Raw genomic sequence first — 19,881 nt, 5'->3', positions numbered from 1 at the left:
GTAGAGTTTCCTGCTGTCAGCTGGAGCGCTCAGATGCTCGAGCGCTGGACTGTACTGGCAAAAAAGGCAGCCACTATGGAGGCGAGCGTCGGAAACAATGATGTCTATGAGCGCACGTGCGCCGAACTGCATCGTATGGCTCAAACACTGCGCTTTGATGCGCTGCCGGAGATGTTAAAGCGCCGGATAACGGCTCGGACGCTGACCTCGCTGTGGCTCAAAAACGAAGTAATCGAACTTCTAAATGCACGCTTGCTAACCACCATGCTGAGAGCGCAGCAGCCACGTCTTACGCCGATGACGCTGCGGCAGCTGGCACAGCTGTATTTTCGGCGATTCGATTGGCTGGATGAAAAGGAAGGGGTGCGCGAGCTTCTGGAGCGAAGCCTGTTACAGCAGCTTGACCTGATACCGCCGTCGAAGATCCAGACATCGCGAGCCGATCCGTTAGTTACGCTCAAGCGTGAGGGGCATTGGTTGCTAAGCCTCGATGGTCCACGTTATCTCGCTGAACGAGTACGTCAAGGCGGACGTGAGCTTGGCGAGACACTCATGGAGCTCGGTCTGCACGGCTTTGATGATGGCCGTTATGGTGATATCTGCAGGGCGCACTTTTATCTCGAAACGTTACGACACTTGCCCCTTGGCGAGTCCGATCCGGTGCTGGATGAGTTGCTTAAGCCTACAGTGGCCGAGGCGCCCTTTGAAGGCACACGGCGAATCGGCCATGTTGCGCTTGAGATTCTGATCGACCGTGCTGGCCAGGAACCCGGCGAAGTCTGGCAGAACTTCATTCTTAACTTGGCTGGCGATCCTCGTATCTCTAGCACGAACGAAAGGTTTGTAGAGTGGTGGCGCCCGCTCGGTGAAGAGCGGATTCAAAAGGTACGGGGCTGGCTATCCAAAGAGGACTTGCGGTTGTTCCTGCAGGCCGTTGAGCAATACGGGCTTGAAACAGCCAATACGGAAATGCAGCGGATGTTCCCCGCCCGCAAGCGATTCCTCGAAGGGCTCTTCAAGCTGAAGCTGATTCGTAACACTCGCCTCCTACTGGGCGGCAAGGCTCAACAGTCGGTCAAGCGGATCCTGGGTAAGGACGTTAAGACCAGCTTCGCGCGGATGGATGGGCCGATGAATGACAAGGCCGTGATCTATCTGGACTGCGGTGACTTCCATCTAGTTGAGGGCTCACATAGTTTCAAGATCTGGGTCTATCTGGCCGCCCCTGGCGAAGCCCTCAGAACTTATGAGCGCAATACCTTCAGCCACTACGACCTGACCACCACGGTCCCTGGGACTTATAAGAAACTCTATCCAGGGCTGCCCTACGACTCGTTCGTGCACATCCCACACGTCTGGCAGAACAAAGTTTTCACCCTTCTAGCTGAAAACGGCATCGCCCTTGATATTGAGCAGCTTCTAAGTCCGGAAGATTACCGCCGCCAGCTGAGTAAATTCGGAATCCCTGCCGTAAATGCCAAGCGCACGCTGGTTCCCGCTCCGGCGAATGAAGGGGCCAAAGCGGTAACGCGAGCGCCGACGGCTTTTCAACAAGGAACTGAACAAGCTGCGGCGCCGATGTCACGCAACGCCGATGTGCCAACCCCACCACGGCGTTCAGCTGATGTTGAATCAGTGGCTGCAAATGGTGCGGTGAGATCAAGTGCCGTTGCCTCGGGGCGGGACAACCCGGTTCCGCAACAAACGAAGCTGCCGCCCTTCAGCTCGCTCCAGCTGGCGGCCCTGCGTTATCTCGAGACTCATTCACGTTGCGGTTTCTATGCGTTGCTGGAAGCAGTAAGCAATCAGGGCGGCAATGCGTTGAACGTGAAAACGATGTTGGAGAGCAGCCTCTCTCAGTACGTCCAGCAGGACGGAGAGGGGCATTGGCTGCTTTCGACCCATGGTGAGCAGTTAGTAGCCGAGCTGGCCAGGTCGGAGCCATCGGATGCAAGTCAGAGCGTGCCGAGTGCGGCAAATATGAACGCAAACGAAAACGCTGGCTCGAGGGTCGCTAGGCTAGAGCCGTTTGCGCTTGCCGTACTGCGTTATTTCGCAGCCAATCCAGGCGATAAGGTTCGTTATGCGGCGAATGTTCTGGAGGTCGACGCGAGGCTGGTAAATCAGGCTCTATACGGGCCATTGAAAGGGATCTGTACGCAGGATGACAAGTACGGATGGCAGCTGACGGGCGCGGCTCAACGGGAGCTGGAAGCGTTCGAGGCTGAGGGGAGAGAGCAGTAATGAGACTTTTCGATGTTTTGAAGTCGTTGATTGGCGAACGTGATGTGGCGGTCGGTAGTCAGGAGGGGTTTGCGTCGAGTGCAGACTCCAACGGAGTCAATTTTTATCTTCCCGTCCAGACGTTCAAAGCGTTGCAGGAAGGCAAAGGCAACGCGCTGCAGAAAATTCAGCTGATTGTCCTGAACATGCTCTCTGAGCAGGGCATAGCAGAGCATACGGCCAACGGCTTTCATATCGGTGCTGAAGATATTGCCGGTATGGACAGTGAGCAGGCCGATATTCTGCGGCTGCCACGGCGGTTCACGGGGCGCTTTCAGACTTCCATCAGCGGGCGCACAGGTAACAGCGGCTTTCGCGTTGGGCTTGCCGTTGAAGTGGCTGAAGGCCTCACACCTTTCTCGCGCAAAGGCCCGTATTTGTGTCTGACGAGTACCGAGCGCTACTGGCTTACGCCAGCTGAGCTGATGGGGCTGATGGCTTGGGAAAAGCATGAGTCTCTCGAGCCTGCACAGCGAGGGGAGGCGGCTAACCTTCGTTTGATGGCCGAGCTACAGACAGCTGCCCGAAGCGGTATGCGCATCGATCTGAGTCATTTCGATCGGCTTGATGTTGTCGTTCCGGAAAATGTTGGCGTTATTGCGACCCGACTGCCAGACGGCAGCCTGATGCTGTGCCCGAGCCTGGGGGATGGATCGACGCCCGATCAGCTGGAGAAGCGCTGGTCGCAGCTCGACATGAGCGCTGACGGGGGTGTGCTGCGAATCGACAATCGTGTGGTGTTGCTCGATCAGGCCAAGATGGACGGCATTCGCAATGTGCTGGCCAACAAACGAATCCCGCCAGATAAGGTCGCCGAGTTCATCGCCTCGCCTACGGCTTTTCTGGATGCTGCACTGGTAAATCTCGAGGTCGGTTTCTCGGTCCGCGTAGCTGGCATTGGCAAGCTGCAGCATATGGACTTTGGCGCGTTGGATACGGCTAAGAATGACTGGTTTGCCTTGGATAAGCGCCCCGCGCCAGCAGAGATCATCCCGAAGTTGGTTCAGACGCCAGAGGAGTTGGAGCGTTTTGAGGAGGTGCTGCGGTCCGCGATAGAGCAGGGTGCGACGAGTCTCAGTTTTGCTGGTGAGGTCATCGACATTTCAGACGCGCCGCTTGTGGCGCGTGAATTGGAACGGGTGAAAGAGACGCTCGAGAAGCCCGAGTTGTCGGAGCCGCCGGCCGCAGCTGAAGACCTCTTTGACGAGCCCAAGGAGAAGGTTGCCGTCATTCTTAAGGATGCCGGCGAAATCAACTCGACACTACTGGCAAAAGCCAGCAACGCTCGCTTACTGGAAGCACCAGACTGGTCCGCTTATGCGCGGCAGCCATTCCCGCATCAGGTCGAAGGTATTGAGTGGATGCTCAGGCTGATGAACGCCGCGTTATCTGACGATCATGATGACCTCTATCGCCTACAGGGCAGCCTGCTCGCCGACGATATGGGGCTGGGCAAAACATACATGTCGCTGGTCGCAATCGGTGAATACCTGGCAGCCCAGCGCCGAAGCGAAAAGCCGCAGAAACCAGTCCTGGTAGTCGCACCACTTAGCCTGTTGGAAAACTGGGAAGACGAAGTTGGAAAGACCTTTCTAAGCATTCCGTTCCGCGATCTCGTGGTGCTGCAAGCTGGACGAGACCTGAACCGCTACCGCGTCAAGGGCGCCGAGAGAGAGTCTGTTCAACTGGCTGCCCTGGCCGATGATGACGGCATGATGGATGCCCAGAGCATTCGTTATGCGTTGAGCATTGGCCCGGAGGCGGGTGCCCAACGTCTGGATATGGACCGTCGCTTGGTTCTAACAACGTACCAGACGCTGCGTGACTACCAGTTTTCGCTGTGCAGGATCGACTGGGGCATGGTCATTTTCGACGAGGCGCAGAACATCAAGAACCCTAACGCACTGCAAACCCGTGCGGCAAAGGGGTTAAAGGCTGACTTCAAATTGTTGGCCACAGGCACGCCCGTGGAGAACAGCCTCGGCGACTTCTGGTGTTTGATGGATACGGCTCAGCCAGGGTTGTTTGGCAGCTGGGAAAACTACCGAGATACTTGGATCAAGCCGATTCTCTCGGCCGGGGAGGAGGAGCGCGACGAGGTCCGTGTTCGTCTGGGTGAGCAACTGCGCAAGGCGGTCGGGCCGTTCATGCTGCGTCGCGTGAAGGAAGACCAGCTCAAAGGCCTGCCCAGCAAAACTATCCGTAGTGGGGTAGAGCAGGTCGATCGAGGCATTCAGCGTTACGCGCCTGAGTTAGGTGTCTCAATGCGCGGGATTCAACTGCAGGTGTATGACGATGTGCTAGATGGATACCGTGCTCGGCGCGCCAGCGCAGATGACATGCGTGGTTCGGCTCTAGCGGCGCTTACGCAGTTGCGCTCCGTATCGTTGCACCCTCGTTTGGATGATGAACCATCGCTCTACAGTCGGGATGGCCACCATGCGCGGCAGTTGATGTCCGAGTCCGGCAAGCTAGCCGTGATGCTCAAATTGCTGGACGAGATTCGGGATAAGGGCGAAAAGGTCATCCTGTTCATGATGACCAAGCGCCTGCAAAGGGTTTTGAAACTGTGGCTTGATCAGATCTACGGCCTGGACATTGCCGTTATCAACGGAGATACAAAAGCGGTAGCTACCAAAGCGGAAGAAATGACCCGTAAGAAGCTCATTTCAGCATTCGAAGCGAAGTCAGGATTCAACCTCTTGATCATGTCTCCGGTCGCAGCGGGTGTAGGTTTGACCGTTGTCGGAGCTAACCACGTTGTTCACCTGGAACGGCACTGGAACCCGGCAAAAGAGGCGCAGGCCTCTGACCGTGTGTATCGCATCGGGCAGCAGAAGGAGGTGTTTATTCATCTGCCCGCCGTAACGCATCCGCAATTCGATTCTTTCGATGTGCATCTGGATCGGCTGCTGCGCGGCAAGTTGATGCTCAAGGATGCTGTGGTGACACCAGAAGCGGTTAGTGAGAGCGAGATGATTTATTCGATGGGGCTTTAGCCACCTTATAATCGACGTGACCGACGCGCAGATAATCTATGACTTAGATCGCTGGCCGTCAGGACGCTCGGCCCGCTGCGTGGCAGCTTTTCGGTGTTAACCAGGCTGTTAACCGATGATTGTTAACCAACAATCCTGGGAACTGCTGCTACCACCGGGCTTCAGCTCGGTGGTAGATCCTTCTTGGAAACTTCACGCGTAGATGTGCCACACAGATGTGTTTGTTGGTAGACATATCTTTGTGGCTAGCTGCGCGAGCGTGGCGAAATTGACGCTCTCGCTCAGAGATGTAAGGGTTGTGTAACCCCCAGTTATCGCCGCTTGACGCGTTGGTGCGAGTGTAGGTGCTTACGGGGCTTTCCCCGCTTCCAGTTTGGCCAGCTTCATGGCGGCCTCTGTCTTTCTCCGCTCCAGATCCTCGCCCTTGGAGGCGCGCTCGGCTTCCTGCTTTGCCTTGGCTGCCTCGGCGTTGCGCTTGATCTGCGCCTTAATGGCCGAGCAGTGCTCGCGCACCTTAGCGCTGGCAAACGGAACCACCTTTCCGGTGATTAGGCAGGCGATTGCGCTGCCCTCGGCGGTGACCGGCGCATGGGTCAGCTGAGCCAGGTGCTCGGCAACCTGCGGTGCCGGCAGGCGGCCAAGGCGTCCCGCCTCCTCGGCGGCGGCTACGCGGCGCTGGGGGTCTGTACCGAGGCTCAGCGTCCACTTGACCGGCTTGGCCTCGCGACGGGCTGCGTCCATTACTCGCACGTAGGCGGCCTTGAACGCCATCCGGGCGCCGATTTTGTCGCCGCGTTCCAGCACTGGGCGGGCGGCGGATAGGGCGATGTGGAGCTCCTCGGTCATCACTACGCTGTCACTCTCGTCGTAGGCGCATAGGGCGATGGCCCACGCCTCGTCCGGGTCCGGACGGCCGTCGCGGGCGTGCAAGCGCTCAATGATGGCGGCCAGGGTCAGCTTTCCGGTCAGGTCGCGGCGGCAGGCCTGCAGCGCACCGGCGATCAGCTCAGTCGGGTAGTTGGCCAGGTCGGAAGCCATCAGCTCGGCGGCGCTCGCGCTCAGGGTCTGGCCGAGCGTCTCGGCAGTGGCGCAGATAGCGGCGGCCAACTGGGCCTGCTGCTCACAGGAAAGGATTGGCATTGTCGCCTCCCAGGCCGCGGGCAAGGATGCGCTCGGCCGCCTGTTGTGCTGCGTTGATGTTCGCCTGAGTGGCCTCGATCTGGCGGGCGGTGGTCGCGTTCATCTGGCGGCCGGTGGCCCACTGGGTGTGGAAGGCCTCGCACTTAGCGAGGAGGTTGTTCAGGTTGTGGCAGTCATTGACCAGGCGCGCGTCGTTGACGGTTACGTAGAACGCCGCGACGTGGTGCGCCTCGTCGGCGCCTAGGCGGTCAACCAGTTGACTGATCTGCCCGGCGGCCTTGGCGTTCCACTTCGGCCAGACGCTGTAGCGCTTGCGGTAGGCGAAGGCGTAGTTGGCCCAGGCCTTGAAGGTCTTCGAGCTCGGCTCCTTTGGGCCTGGCATGTCTGCGGGGATCTCGATGCGAGGTGATGCGTCCACGACGGCCTGCAAGGCCGCTTCAGCGGGGTGGTCCGGAAAGGTGTCTGTCGTAGTCTCTGCAGTAATCTCTGCTGTAGTCTCTGTAATAGCGAGCGGCTTTCCTGCAGGCTTGCTTGCAGCTTTTCTGCAGCCTTGTTTGCAGGAATCCTGCAGACTGGAATGCGGGTTTTCTGCAATCAAGCTTGTGCGGATCGCATCCATGTTTACCCGGTAGAACAGGCGGCACGGGACGCCCTTCTTTTTCTCCTCAAGCACGCCGGCACCCACCAGCTTCTTGCGCGCGCTCTCCTGCTCGGAGCGGGTCATTCCGGTTTCGGACGCCCATTCCTCCATGGTCTTGTAAAACCAGCCGTCAGCGTTGTCGGTGCGTTTCGACCAGTAGATCGCCTGGCTCAGCATCAGAGCGCCAGTGATGCCGGCACCGAGGGATACGAAGGCGCGCTGAAAGGCAATCGGACGGTCAAGTAGGTCATGCAGGCTCACACTGCCACCTCCGGCTGATGCACAGCCCACAGACCGGCGATCCACTGCACGCCCTTCGGGGTGAACTTGGTGGCGTTGAAGACATGACCGTTTTCTGCCTGACCGGTCTTCACCGAGAAGCGGCCGGCGTCAATGTGCTCGGCGAACGGCATCCATTCGTCGCCCAGGCGGTACATGATGCGCTTGTCCTGCAGGAAGACGCGGAAGTCGTTCTCCTTTGCGTGCAGCAGCTTGGCCACCTGCCGGAAGCCCTTCAGGCCGGTTCCCCCGACGTAGCGGTCGACAAAATCGGCCTTGGGCATTGCGATGGCAAGGAATGCTTGCTGCTTCTGGATCTGCTCGGCTTGGTCGGCAGCGAGGCGCAAGGCTTCGGCGAAAGTCTCCGGAATACGCGGAGTCTGCTGGACCTCAAGCGACTGCCAGCGGTCCACCAGTGCCGCAGTGAACTCCGGCGAGAGCTGGGCGACAACAATAATGCTGTCGCGTTTGCCGCGTTCACCGCCGAAGACGTATTCGATAGCCGGGCGGCCTGCGGTGGGCTTTTCCTGCATTGCAGGTAAAGCGATCACGCCGCGCTCGGCCAGTCGCTCAATGGCAACGCGCACATTGTCATGACGTGACCCAACCAGCTCCGCAACCTCGCGGCTAGATATAGTCACTTTTCTTACGCAGGAGATGGACTTCTGGCTGTGTGCCCAGCTGCTCAGACCTTCGGGACGGGTGGTCGTTTTCATTTAGACCACCTCGCTTTTTTCAAACTGAGTCACGCCATCCGCGCTAGACGCTACTCCCTGTGCCGCCAGGATCTCACGCGCCGCCAGCTCATCACGTCCATGCAGCGGCGAGCCACCTTGAAGCGGAAGGCATTTAACGTTCGTGCGAGTTGCGATGCGAGAACGTACCCACTGTTGGACTTCAGCCAAAACGAAGCCAACTGGAGCTCCGCGGGCAGTGCTGTCACTCAGCGGGACAGGCTTTGGAAAGGTCGGGTCGTCCTTGAGGCGCTTGTAGATGGTCGGTCGCTTGAGGCTAGTGATCTTCTCGACCTCGGGGATCCGGATGATGATCAGAGAGGGGTCGAAAGGCTGAATGCTCGCAGCATCCGGGATGAGTTGAGTAGGCTGAATAAACATTTAGAGAACCACATTGGCTGATGTGGTCCCCAACGCTATGTGACTCTCCGTGTGTGTAAACAAGTAGAAGCAAGATTTTTTATGCCTCTCTAACCTGACAGCTCCTTTCTATTTCAATAGCCTTTTTGCTTGCGAGAACCGCTGGACCCCCCGTATTTACACGCCGCGCCTCAGTTCCCCCAGTTACCGCAAGAAATTCCAGCACCCGGGCACGTATCACCGATGCCTTTTACGCCTGACGTTTGAGCTCCACCACATTGCCACCTGCCAGAATGTCCAGGTGATCGGCATACCACTGCATCATGACCTTGCGCTGCTCTAGGTAAGTGCTCTTGTCATAGACGCCCCGCACCCCTTCCTTGACATGGGATAGCTGGGCTTCCACATGCTGCGAGTCGAAGCCGTTTTCGTTGAGGATGGTACTGGCGAGATGGCGGAAGCCATGGCCGGTCTGGCGCCCTTCATAGCCGAGACGGCGAAGTGCCATCAAGAATACGGTGTTGCTGCGTGCCTTAGTGGTGTTGCCGCGACCTGGGAACAGCAGCGGGTATGCTCCGGTCAGGAAATGTAGGTCGCGTAGGAGCTGAACCGCTTGAGTTGGCAGCGGAACCAAGTGCTCGCGACGGCGCTTCATTCTTGCCGCCGGGATTAGCCAAAGCCCTGCATCGAGGTCAAATTCGTCCCAACGAGCTTCGCGTAGCTCGGACGGACGGCAGGCAAGCATGCTCAACAGCTGCAAACCAATTCGTACATCTATAGTGCCGTAAGCGCGCATTGCTCGAAGCAGCGCCGGAAGTTCAGCGACAGGCACGTGCGCATAGTTTTCAGCAGGACGGGTCTGAAGAAACTTATGTAGTCCCTCGAGCGGGTTGTATTGCGCTCGCCCCGTTACTCGAGCCAGATCGTAGATTTCCCGACACATGCCACGGACTCTGCTGGTCTGCTCAACGATTCCTTTTTGCTCCATGCCACGGAGCAGCTCCATCCACTCCATCGGTAAGATAGCTGTATAGGGACGCTTACCGAACGTGGGAAATACGTGCAGCTCAAGTGCGCCAATGGTCCGGACAGCCGTTCCCTCACTCCATCCCTTGCGCTTGGTGGCGTACCACTCCCGAGCGAGATGCTCGAATGTGTTGTTCGCAGCCTCCACCTCTGCGGCTTTTCGTGCTCGTTTCGTTGCGAGTGGGTTGCTGCCCTCGGCTGCGTCGTCGCGCAGCTTCGCGGCTTCCTTCCGCGCTTGTTCTCCGGTCAGTTGATGGCTGCCTTTGCCATAGGCACCCAGTCCAATCCAGGACCATTTGCCGTCCGGCTTCTTGTAGCGGAACTGCCAAGACTTCGAGCCGTCTGGTCGAACGCGAAGGTAGAGCCCGTTTCCATCGTTCTCTCGATACTCTTTCTCCTCCGGTTCTAAGCTAGCCAGCACCGTATCCGCCATAGGACGCTTCTTGATGTCCTTGCGCTTCATCTCTGTATCCCTCAGATTCAATATTTACCCAAGATACACGAGAGGATACACGGCGTGAAGGTATAGGCGTAAACAAGGGGAGACAGCCGGAAACAAGAAAGCCCGCACAGGGCGGGCTTTTCAAGGGGATCGTAGACTGTTTGAGACAGGTCTAGATGAGTATTTGGTGGAGCCGGGGGGATTTGAACCCCCGTCCGCCAGCTCTCCACTGTCGGTACTACATGCGTAGCCAAATCTATTGAGTTAACTCCGCGCCGCCCGATTGGCAGGGTGCTTGGAGCGAGCTGCATGAGTTTTAGCCGTTACGTCTGCAGCGAACTTGGCGGCGATCCTGTTCTATCTGACAGTCATTTCGGGTTTACAGGCATCCCCTAGTGACCGCTGGCGCCGAAGCGACCAGATGAAGGTTAGGCGGCTAGCGCGTACCCTTCGTAGTTGTCGTCGTTGGCAACTATAAGTTTGCAACAGTGGATTTACGAGTTCTGTTACCAACTCGGCATGCACCTAGAGTTTTGTTACCGGCGTCGAATCCTAATCGGCCCCATGAAGCGTGTTGCTGCCTCATGTGTTGCGCAGTGTACGCCATAAGGTTTGGCTGCGTCGAACGCTTGATTCCGTTAATTAGGGCAGCTGGTCGAAATTCAAGGGTGAACCGCGAATCGGCAAGGCCAACTGCTGGCGGCCCTGCCTCGCGGGCGTATCAGTTACCGGTGCCCGAGCCAGTGCCGCTGGTGCCTGTGCTGCCGGAGCTGCCAGGGCCCTCGAGTTTGCGCAACGCCTGGGTGGTATGAACGATGCAGTTTTCGGTGTCGCCAGCTTGTTTGGCTTGGCGGGCTTGCTTGATCAACTCCTCGACCTCGCTACGAGCCGGCTCTCCGAGCGTGGCTTGGTTGGTGGCCATGTCATCTTCGATTTCCTGCATGTTCAGTTCACACAGGCTTTTATCGTCGGCAAACACGGCGGGGCTGGCGATCAAGGCTGCAGCGGCAAGTAGGGCAAGTTTTTTCATGGAGTCCTCCAGGGAGTTAACTTCCCGGCGGGCCTGCCTGTTTCAATTGCGCGGCGGCGCCGAGGCGGGTGAGCCTGGGTTGAAACCGGGCTCCTAACTTCCGACTGCGGCTGCGCTGAAGCGTTTCATTGGCGCTCATTGGCGTCTTCGCGAGCACCGCTCACTGCGGCGATGCGGCCCCTCTGGCTCGACTGTTTCGGTTAACCAGATAGACCAGCCCGTGATAGTCGATGCCGCCATGTTGTGACAGGCCAATCTCGCAGGTGCGGCTGGTGGAGATGCCTTCTTCGCAGATCTGCACGGCGTTTTTCAGGCTGCGCAGCGCATGCGCATTGAGCTCTGGTGTGGTGAAGCCCTTGTCGCCAGCAAAACCGCAGCAATGAATGCCTTCTGGCACGACCACTTCCTTGGCGCAGCGGCGGGCGATATCGATCAGGGCCTGAGCCTCGCCGAGGTGCTGGGTGCTGCAGGTGACATGTACGGCAATTGGCCCGTCCTGCGGCTGGAAATCCAACTTGTCGATCAGGTGCGTACGGATGAAGCGCACAGGGTCGAAAACCTGCAATCGATCATCCGTCAGGTCCTGAACCAGGCGCAGCGTGCAGGGGCTGGTGTCGCAGTAGATCGGGTCGAGCCCGCCGCGGCTGGCCTTGAGCAGAGCATCCAGCGTTTGCTGGCGCTTCTGCTCGGCCTGCTCCGCGTAGCCTTTGGAGGCGAAGGGTTGGCCGCAGCAGAGGTCGTTCAGTTCATCGGGAAAGATTACCTGGTAGCCGGCTTTCTCAAGAAGCGCGCGGGTGGTGTCCAGCAGCGGTTCCTGCTCCTGGTCGCGTGCCGCCGGGCCCATGGCGCGGGAAACGCAGGCGGCGAGGTAGACCACCCGCGGGCGTTGGTCCTGGGACGAAGGCTCGGGCAGATGGAGCCGCTGCAGCGGCTGCGGGGTGGCAGGTGTCCATTGCGGTACGCGGCCTTTGCTGGCTTTGGTGAACGCTGCGGACGTCTTGCTCAGCAGGCGGGTCCCCATGATCAGGTGTGCCCCGTTGGCGACATGCAGCATGAATCGGGTGCCTTGGACCGCTGTGCTGAAGTGTTCGGCTAGCCAGTTAGCGGTGCGGGTTTTGTCTGCGTTGCGCCCGCGAAGCTTACGCACCAGATCGCCGGTATTGATGTCTACCGGGCAACGTTGCGCGCACAATCCGGTCGCGGCGCAGGTCTCGACGCCGTGATAGTCGTAGAGTCGCTCGAGCTCGCTTGTGTCGATGCCGGCGCGCTTCTTTGCCTGGATGTCGCGCCAAACGACGATGCGCTGACGTGGCGTCAGGGTCAGGCCGTTGGACGGGCAGACCGGTTCACAGAAGCCGCATTCGATGCATTTGTCGACGATTTCATCAGCTGCGGGCATCGGTTTGAGGTGTTTGAGGTGAATGTCCGGGTCGTCGCTGAGCACCACGTCAGGATTGAGAATGCCTTGGGGGTCGAGCAGACGCTTGATCTGCCACATCAGCTGGTAGGCTTCATGGCCCCATTCCAGCTCGACGAAGGGCGCCATATTGCGCCCGGTTCCGTGCTCGGCTTTCAGCGCACCGCCGAATTCCACGGCGACCAGTTGGGTGACGTCCTGCATGAAGGCTTCGTAGCGTGCGACCTGCTGTGGGTCGTCGAAACCCTGGGTGAAGACGAAATGCAAATTGCCTTCGAGGGCGTGGCCAAACAGGATCGCCTCGCTGTAAGCGTGCTTGTCGAACAACTGGATCAGGCGATTGACCCCTTCGGCCAGGCGCTCGATGGGGAAGGTGACGTCCTCGATGATGACGGTGGTGCCGGTCTTACGCACCGCGCCGACGGCGGGGAAAGTATCCTTGCGAATCTTCCAGAGCTGGTTGTAGACCGCCGGGTCTTCGCTGAAGTCGACCTGCTTTTCCACTGGGAAATGAGTGATCGAACTCATGATCTGGTTGATCTGCTCGTGCAGCAGCGACTGGCTGGCGGCCCGCGATTCGATCAGCAGCGCGCAGGCGTCAGTCGACAACGCCTTGACCCATTCCGGCATGCCAGCCTTGTTTTCCACCGAGCGCAGGCTTCGGCGGTCAAGCAGTTCCACTGCCGAAACGGGCTGTTGCTTGAGTACCGGTACGGCGAGGCAGCAGGTTTCCACGTCGGGAAAGACGACCAGCGCGCTGGCTTTGTGCGGGTGGTCCGGCACGGTGTCGTAGGTCACTGCGCTGATGAAGCCCAGCGTACCTTCGGAGCCGACCATCAGGTGGTTGAGAATGTCGAGTGGGTCGTCGTAGTCGACCAGCGCGTTGAGCGAGAAGCCCGTCGTGTTCTTCAAACGATACTTGTGCCGAATCTTTGCGGCCAGTTCGGCGTTGGCGCGGGTGGCGCGGCCGAGCTCGGCGAGCTGATCGAGCATTGCCGCGTTGCTTTGGCGAAAGTACTCGACGCTGCTAGCGTTTTCGCTGTCGACAACGCTGCCGTCGGCCAGGACCAGGCGCAGCCCGGCGAGGGTCTTGTAGCTGTTCTGCGCCGTTCCGCAGCACATGCCACTGGAATTGTTCGCGAGGATACCGCCGATCTTGGCCGCGTTGATCGAGGCCGGGTCAGGGCCGATCTTGCGCTGCAGCGGCGCCAGCACCGCGTTGGCGTTGGCGCCGATGACGCCTGGCTGCAGGCGGATCTGTTCACCACCGTTGAGAATCTCGCGGCCGTTCCAGTTGTCGCCCAGGACGATCAATACCGAGTCTGAGATCGCCTGGCCGGAGAGACTGGTGCCCGCCGCGCGGAAAGTCACTGGCACCCGTTGGCCATGGGCCAGTTTGAGCAGGCCCACCACTTCCTCTTCGGACTCGACCCTTACCACGAGCTTCGGAATCAGCCGGTAGAAGCTGGCGTCCGTGCCGAAGGCCAGTGTCGAAACGGGGTCGTCGAAGCGCCGCTCAGCCGGAATCAGCTTTTCAACAGCAGCAACAAAGTCGGTCGGTAGGGCGGCAGGCGCGTTCATTTCGGGCTCCGGTAGAACAGCGGCCGCGTCGGCGTGCCGCACGGCCTTCTCGATGGAATCAATCAGACGTCAGCAGACGTTGTGGCCGTCTGATAGTGGCCGACCTCGCGCACCAGCGAGTCGGCGCTGATTTCGCTGATGGTCTTGGTGCCGGTCAGGACCATCGCAACACGCATCTCTTTCTCGATCAGGTCGAGCAGGTTGGTAACGCCCGCTTCGCCATCGACGGCCAGGGCGTAAGCGAAGGCGCGGCCGAGCAGCACGGTATCTGCGCCCAGAGCGATCATGCGGACGACGTCCAGGCCGTTGCGGATGCCTGAGTCAGCCAGAATTTTCAGGTCACCCTTCACCGCGTCGGCAATCGCCGGCATCGCGCGGGCACTGGACATTACGCCGTCCAGCTGACGCCCGCCGTGGTTGGAGACGATGATGCCGTCGGCGCCGAAAGTTACCGCGTCACGGGCGTCTTCGGCATCCAGGATGCCCTTGATCACCATCGGGCCGTCCCAGAATTCGCGGATCCACTCCAGGTCCTTCCAGGAAATCGACGGATCGAAGTTGGCTGCGAGCCAGCCGATGTAGTCTTCCAGCCCGGTGGTGTGTCCACGGTAGGTGGTGATGTTGCCGAGGTCGTGCGGCTTGCCGTGCAGCCCGACATCCCAGGCCCAGAGCGGGTGCGCCATGGCCTGCAAAATGCGCCGCACGCTGGCGTTGGGGCCACTCATGCCTGAATGCGCGTCGCGGTAGCGGGCCCCGGGGGTGGGCATGTCGACGGTGAAGACCAGGGTGGTAACGCCGGCGGCCTTGGCGCGCTCCAGTGCGTTTTTCATAAAGCCGCGGTCCTTCAGCACGTAAAGCTGGAACCACATCGGCCGCTTGATCGCCGGTGCGACTTCCTCGATCGGGCAGACCGACACGGTGGAAAGGGTGAAGGGAATCCCTTTCTTGTCTGCCGCGCGAGCGGCCTGCACTTCTCCGCGGCGGGCGAGCATGCCGGTCAGGCCGACCGGGGCCAAGGCTACCGGCATCGACAAGGTTTCGCCGAACAGCTGGGTCTCCAGGCTGAGTTCCGACATGTTACGCAGCACGCGCTGGCGCAGGGCGATGCTGGCCAGATCCTCGACATTGCGACGTAGCGTGTGCTCGGCGTAGGCGCCACCATCGACGTAGTGAAACAGGAACGGCGGCAGTTTGCGTTTTGCGGCAGCGCGGTAATCCGTGGAAGCAGAAATGATCATCGTATGTTCTCACCGATTGAAACGAGGTAAGTCTTGGAGTGCCCGTCATTGACGAAGGCTGTGTTCCGATCTAAAGCTGCCCTGATCAGCCGCTCGAGTGAATTGCGCGGTCAGGGCATCACTACAAACGCCATTGCCCCGGGGTGTTCCCGGGGCAATGGCCACATGTTGCATCAAACGCCGACCAGCGGGTCCGTCACACCCATTACGTAGATTGCGATCATGCCGATCACACCGGTGAAGAGCACGTAATACAGCGTAGGCCAAACGGTCTTGCGCAGTGTGATCCCCTCGCGGCCCAGCAGTCCGACGGTGGCCGAGGCAGCAACGACGTTGTGGATCGCCACCATGTTGCCGGCGGCGGCACCCACCGCCTGGATAGCAACGATCATCGCACCGGAAACGCCCAGCGATTGTGCAACGCCGAACTGGAACTGGCTGAACATCATGTTGCTGACGGTGTTCGATCCAGCGATGAACGCGCCCAGTGCACCAACCGAAGGCGCCAGCAGCGGGTAGATCCCGCCTACGCTGTCAGCGACGAAGCGCGCCATGGCGATCGGCATGCTCGGCAGATCGCCGGCGTTGACACCGGAGTTGATCAGGATGCGTACCATCGGCACGGTGAACAGCAGGACGAAACCGGCGCTGAGCAGAACGCTGCTCGACTCTTTTACAGCAGCCTTGAGCTCCGCCACGCGCATACCGTGAATGAAGAAGGTAATCAACGCTACGGCAACCAGAATCCCGCCAGGTAGATACAGCGGTTCGATGCTGGCACTGATGCCGGTCTCGCCGAGAATGTTGGCGAAAGCGATCGACACGGACTTTAACGCGGTGGTGACCTGTGGGAAGACCCGGCTGATCACCAGAATCGCACCGACCAGTACGTAGGGCAGCCAGGCGCGGAAAGCGCTCATCGGGCGTGCCGCCAGGTCGTCGAGCTTCATCTCGATGGTGCCGATCCACTCGGCTGGCCAGTCTTTGGCGGGGGCGAAATCCCAGCTGGTTTTCGGCACCAGGAATTTGAAGCGAGCGGCGGTGGTGACGATAGCCAGGCCGACCAGGCCGCCCAGCAGCGACGGGAACTCGGGGCCAAGGAATACGCCGGTGGCAACATAGGGCAGGGTGAAGGCCAGGCCAGCGAAGAGTGCGAAAGGCAGCACCTCGAATCCCGCTTTCCAGCTCTTTTCCTTGCCGAAGAAGCGCGTCAGCATCATGGCCATGATCAGTGGCATGACGGTGCCGACAATGGCGTGGGTAATGGCGACGCTGCTGGTGATCTGCTGCAGGAAGATCGGCCAGCTGGAGCCTTGCGCGACCAGCTGCGCACCAAGGGTGGCAGTATCCAGTCCGCTATTAACGCCGACGATGATTGGCGTGCCGACCGCGCCGAAGGAAACCGGCGTGCTCTGTACGAGCATACCCATCAGGACTGCTGCCATGGCCGGGAACCCGACGGCAACCAGCAATGGTGCTGCGATGGCTGCAGGGGTGCCGAATCCGGAGGCGCCCTCGATAAAGCAGCCAAACAGCCAGGCAATGATGATCGCCTGAATCCGGCGGTCCGGACTGATGGTGGTGAAGCCGGCGCGAATGGCGGTGATGCCGCCAGAATGCTTGAGTGTGTTCAGCAACAGGATCGCGCCGAAGATGATCCACAGCAGTCCCAGCGTGATGACCAGGCCTTGCAGGGTCGAGGCGATGATCCGGGTAAAGCTCATGTCCCAGATGAACAAGCCAATGGCGGCGGTGAACAGAAACACGACCGGCATGGCGCGGCTGGCAGGCCAGCGCAGTCCGATCAGCAGGACGGCAGCCAACAGGATCGGGGCAAAGGCAAACAGGGCGAGCAGTCCTATAGACATGTCAGGCTCCCATGGTCGAATTGAGCAAGTGGGGGCCCGAGCGGACCGGTGATGAGCAGATAAACGGAGACCGCATTACGTAGTCCTCTTCTTGTTGGGTACTTCTTGCTGTAAATTGGTATTACCAATTTACAGCGAAGTTTGGCCAGCGTAAGAGTTCTCTTGCCGCTGCGTCAATTAGCAAGCTATAGACTTTGGTCGCAACGGCGGTTGTTGCGATGCAGCGAACGGCTGGCTACGCTGGCTTTCCATAACAGTGGTCAAACCAATCGAGAGGCATCATGGAAGTGGGAGTGGTGCGCCAGCGGAGGCTGGCGGATAACATCGTCGAGCAACTCGAAACGATGATCCTTGAAGGGACGCTCAAGGCGGGTGAGCGACTGCCTGCCGAGCGTGTGCTGGCAGAACAGTTCGGTGTCTCGCGTCCGTCTCTGCGCGAAGCGATCCAGAAGCTGGCGGCCAAGGGCTTGCTGGTCAGTCGTCATGGTGGCGGTAATTTCGTCGCCGAGTCGCTGGGGTCGACCTTCAGTGATCCACTGCTGCATCTGCTTGAGAACAACACTGATGCGCAGCGCGACTTGCTGGAGTTTCGCCATACGCTAGAGGGCAGCTGCGCCTATTACGCCGCGTTGCGAGCGACTGAGGTTGACCAGCAGCGCCTGGGGGAGGCCTTTACAGGGCTGCAGGATTGCTATGCGCGGGAAGGGGCGGTCACTCGCGCTGAGGAGGGCGCTGCTGATGCACGCTTTCACCTGGCGATTGCCGAGGCCAGTCACAATGCTGTGCTGCTGCACACAATTCGCGGTCTGTTCGATCTGCTCAAACGCAACGTGGTGACCAATATTGGCGGTATGTACGCGCTGCGCAGTGAGACCCGCGACATGCTGATGAGCCAGCATCAGGAACTCTATGACGCGATCATTGCGCGGCGGGCGAATGACGCGCGCGACGTTATTCACCAGCACATCAGCTATGTCCAGGAAGTTTTAGCGGAAGGGCAGCAAGAAGCGCAGCGGTTGGCGCGTGCGCAAAGGCGTCAGGGACGGCTGGAGAAGAACTAGCAGGGCTGCAATGGCGGTGCGGGGTGGATCGAAAGGGCCGAGAGGGTCGAGCGGCCGGGCTCCGCTCGACACGAACTTGGGTCAGTCTTCTTTCCCCTTGGTGCGCATGGCGCGCTGGATCTCACGGTCGGAGTCGCGCTCTTTCTCGGTGTGGCGCTTGTCGAACTCCTTCTTGCCTTTGCCCAGCGCGATATCGCACTTGATCAGGTGCTTTTTCCAGTAGATCGACAGGGCAACGCAGGCGTACCCCTTCTGCTGCACGGCGCCGAACAGTTTGCCCAGCTCGCGCTTGTTGAGCAGCAGCTTACGGGTGCGGGTCGGATCGGCAATCACATGGGTGCTGGCAGTGGTCAGGGGCGTAATGTGGCAGCCCATCAGCCAGGCTTCACCGTCCTTGAGCAGGACGTAGCTGTCTACCAGCTGGGCTTTGCCCGCTCGAAGGCTTTTTACTTCCCAGCCGGCCAGGACGAGGCCCGCCTCGAATTTCTGTTCGATGAAGTAGTCGTGTAGCGCTTTCTTGTTTAGCGCGATGGTCCCGGGGGACTGTTTCTTCTGTTTGGCCATAGGCTGCGCATTATAGGGAGTCCCGTTGCGGCTGGCGATAACCTGCGTGGTGCGACGGTGCGAAACTTGAGAGGGGTGCGGTTATCCCCGACAATGGCAACTTTACGTTTTTCGTGCTCAAGAGCCTGCTGTGCGGCAGGTCTGAGTTTTTACGCTTGCTCTCGGTGAGCGGCTGTCGGCTCCGGCTCCAGCTGCTGATTGTCGGCTGACGAAGTAGAAGGGACTGAATGACGACGCATATTCAACGTTCGGCGCTGCTGCCCTATCCGGCCCATGCGCTGTTCGACATGGTGAATGATGTAGCCAGCTATCCACAGTTTTTGCCCTGGTGTTCGGCAACCGAGGTGCTGTCCAGCAGTGAAAGTCAGATGCATGCCAGCATGACGGTAGCAAAGGCTGGCATGAGCCAGCGCTTTCTTACGCGCAATGAGCTGCAGGCCGGCAAACGGATCGAGATGTCGCTGGAAGAGGGGCCGTTCAGTCACCTGCACGGCATCTGGGAATTCAAGGCGCTGGGCGAAAAAGCCTGCAAGATCAGCCTCGATCTGACCTTCGATTATGCCGGCCCGTTAGTCCGTGCCACCTTGGGGCCATTATTCAATCAGGCCGCCAACACGCTGGTTGACGCATTCTGTGACAGGGCGAAGCAGCTGTATGGATAGGCCAATGATCGCGGTTGAGGTCGTCTATGCGTTGGCTGACAAGCAGAAATTGCTGCGCTTAGCTGTGCCCCAGGGCACCAGCGTCCGTGAGGCAGCGCTGCGTTCGGCAATGGATAGCTATTTTCCTGGGCTGGATCTTGCTACGTCACCGTTGGGCATCTTCGGCAAGGCGGTACCCAAGCCGGAAGAGCGCACGCTGGTTGAGGGCGAGCGAGTAGAAATCTATCGACCTCTGATCGCTGATCCGAAAGAGGTTCGCAAGCAGCGCGCGGCGAAGGCTGCACTAAGCAAGGCTGGCGAAACAGGTGAATCGGCCATCTAGCCAGAGGTGTGATGTAAAAAACCCGGCATGCCGGGCTTTTTTGGTATTACTGTCCCGTCCTGAATAAGGTTTACACCTTTCCCCCGAGCCGTTGGAGAACTCGATGGAGCAAGGTGTTAAGCGAACGCAGCGTGATTACTCGCTGACTTTTAAATTAGCGGTGTCCCGTCCTGAATAAGGTTTACACCTTTCCCCCGAGCCGTTGGAGAACTCGATGGAGCAAGGTGTTAAGCGA

The 19,881-nt window shown here is 59.3% G+C and carries 14 protein-coding genes, 1 other RNA gene and 1 pseudogene; 5 read left to right on the top strand and 11 right to left on the bottom strand.

Annotation, left to right across the window (positions count from 1 at the left end):
* Positions 1–33: 33 nt before the first annotated feature.
* Positions 34–2,244 carry an EH signature domain-containing protein gene (locus PSTU_RS0107155; RefSeq protein WP_019340356.1) on the top strand — a complete coding sequence of 737 codons (2,211 nt, stop codon included), beginning with the start codon at positions 34–36 and terminating at the stop codon, positions 2,242–2,244.
* Positions 2,244–5,282, top strand: coding sequence for a DEAD/DEAH box helicase (locus PSTU_RS0107150; protein WP_019340355.1), 3,039 nt, complete (start codon positions 2,244–2,246; stop codon positions 5,280–5,282). Before PSTU_RS0107155 ends, PSTU_RS0107150 begins: the two co-directional genes overlap by 1 nt.
* Positions 5,283–5,630: 348 nt before the next feature.
* Here the strand turns inward: PSTU_RS0107150 and PSTU_RS20560 are convergent, their stop codons facing one another.
* From PSTU_RS20560 to PSTU_RS0107105, 10 genes and pseudogenes are all read right to left on the bottom strand, one after another.
* A complete protein-coding gene (locus PSTU_RS20560) occupies positions 5,631–6,422 on the bottom strand; it encodes a hypothetical protein (protein ID WP_019340354.1) in 792 nt (263 codons plus the stop codon).
* Positions 6,403–7,323, bottom strand: coding sequence for a hypothetical protein (locus tag PSTU_RS21990; protein ID WP_019340353.1), 921 nt, complete (start codon positions 7,321–7,323; stop codon positions 6,403–6,405). Before PSTU_RS21990 ends, PSTU_RS20560 begins: the two co-directional genes overlap by 20 nt.
* Positions 7,320–8,057, bottom strand: coding sequence for a phage regulatory protein/antirepressor Ant (locus PSTU_RS0107135; RefSeq protein WP_019340352.1), 738 nt, complete (start codon positions 8,055–8,057; stop codon positions 7,320–7,322). Before PSTU_RS0107135 ends, PSTU_RS21990 begins: the two co-directional genes overlap by 4 nt.
* Positions 8,058–8,201: 144 nt before the next feature.
* Positions 8,202–8,456: pseudogene (locus PSTU_RS21985) on the bottom strand (helix-turn-helix transcriptional regulator); the annotation flags it as partial.
* A 229-nt stretch (positions 8,457–8,685) separates the two neighbouring features.
* Positions 8,686–9,924 (bottom strand): tyrosine-type recombinase/integrase, encoded by a 1,239-nt coding sequence (locus PSTU_RS0107125; protein WP_019340350.1) that lies wholly within the window; start codon positions 9,922–9,924, stop codon positions 8,686–8,688.
* 164 nt (positions 9,925–10,088) lie between these two features.
* Positions 10,089–10,467: a transfer-messenger RNA gene (gene ssrA, locus PSTU_RS21250) on the bottom strand.
* Between the two features lie 157 nt (positions 10,468–10,624).
* A complete protein-coding gene (locus PSTU_RS0107120; protein WP_019340349.1) occupies positions 10,625–10,933 on the bottom strand; it encodes a hypothetical protein in 309 nt (102 codons plus the stop codon).
* A 160-nt stretch (positions 10,934–11,093) separates the two neighbouring features.
* Complete coding sequence (locus PSTU_RS0107115) at positions 11,094–13,931, bottom strand: FAD-binding and (Fe-S)-binding domain-containing protein (RefSeq protein WP_019340348.1); 2,838 nt, start codon at positions 13,929–13,931, stop codon at positions 11,094–11,096.
* A 62-nt stretch (positions 13,932–13,993) separates the two neighbouring features.
* Entirely contained in the window at positions 13,994–15,169 is a 1,176-nt protein-coding gene (gene lldD / locus PSTU_RS0107110; RefSeq protein WP_019340347.1) for an FMN-dependent L-lactate dehydrogenase LldD, read from the bottom strand.
* 173 nt (positions 15,170–15,342) lie between these two features.
* Positions 15,343–17,037: an L-lactate permease gene (locus PSTU_RS0107105; protein ID WP_019340346.1), complete on the bottom strand. Its 1,695-nt coding sequence runs from the start codon at positions 17,035–17,037 to the stop codon at positions 15,343–15,345.
* Between the two features lie 281 nt (positions 17,038–17,318).
* Between PSTU_RS0107105 and PSTU_RS0107100 the strand changes: the two genes are divergently transcribed.
* On the top strand, positions 17,319–18,098 hold the full coding sequence (locus PSTU_RS0107100; protein WP_019340345.1) for a GntR family transcriptional regulator: 780 nt from the start codon (positions 17,319–17,321) through the stop codon (positions 18,096–18,098).
* 81 nt (positions 18,099–18,179) lie between these two features.
* Here the strand turns inward: PSTU_RS0107100 and smpB are convergent, their stop codons facing one another.
* Positions 18,180–18,662: an SsrA-binding protein SmpB gene (gene smpB / locus PSTU_RS0107095; protein WP_019340344.1), complete on the bottom strand. Its 483-nt coding sequence runs from the start codon at positions 18,660–18,662 to the stop codon at positions 18,180–18,182.
* 227 nt (positions 18,663–18,889) lie between these two features.
* Here smpB and PSTU_RS0107090 point away from each other — a divergent pair, with 227 nt between their 5' ends.
* Entirely contained in the window at positions 18,890–19,324 is a 435-nt protein-coding gene (locus PSTU_RS0107090; protein WP_019340343.1) for a type II toxin-antitoxin system RatA family toxin, read from the top strand.
* The gene (locus PSTU_RS0107085) at positions 19,317–19,646 is read left to right on the top strand and encodes an RnfH family protein (protein WP_019340342.1); all 330 of its coding nucleotides are present in this window, start codon (positions 19,317–19,319) and stop codon (positions 19,644–19,646) included. The genes PSTU_RS0107090 and PSTU_RS0107085 overlap by 8 nt, the downstream gene beginning before the upstream one ends.
* Positions 19,647–19,881: the final 235 nt, after the last annotated feature.

Origin of the sequence: Stutzerimonas stutzeri SDM-LAC (assembly GCF_000235745.1) — a bacterium.
Classification (GTDB): domain Bacteria; phylum Pseudomonadota; class Gammaproteobacteria; order Pseudomonadales; family Pseudomonadaceae; genus Stutzerimonas; species Stutzerimonas stutzeri_H.
Note: the sequence above shows the minus strand (reverse complement) of the source record. Positions and strands in the feature narration are given on the sequence as shown.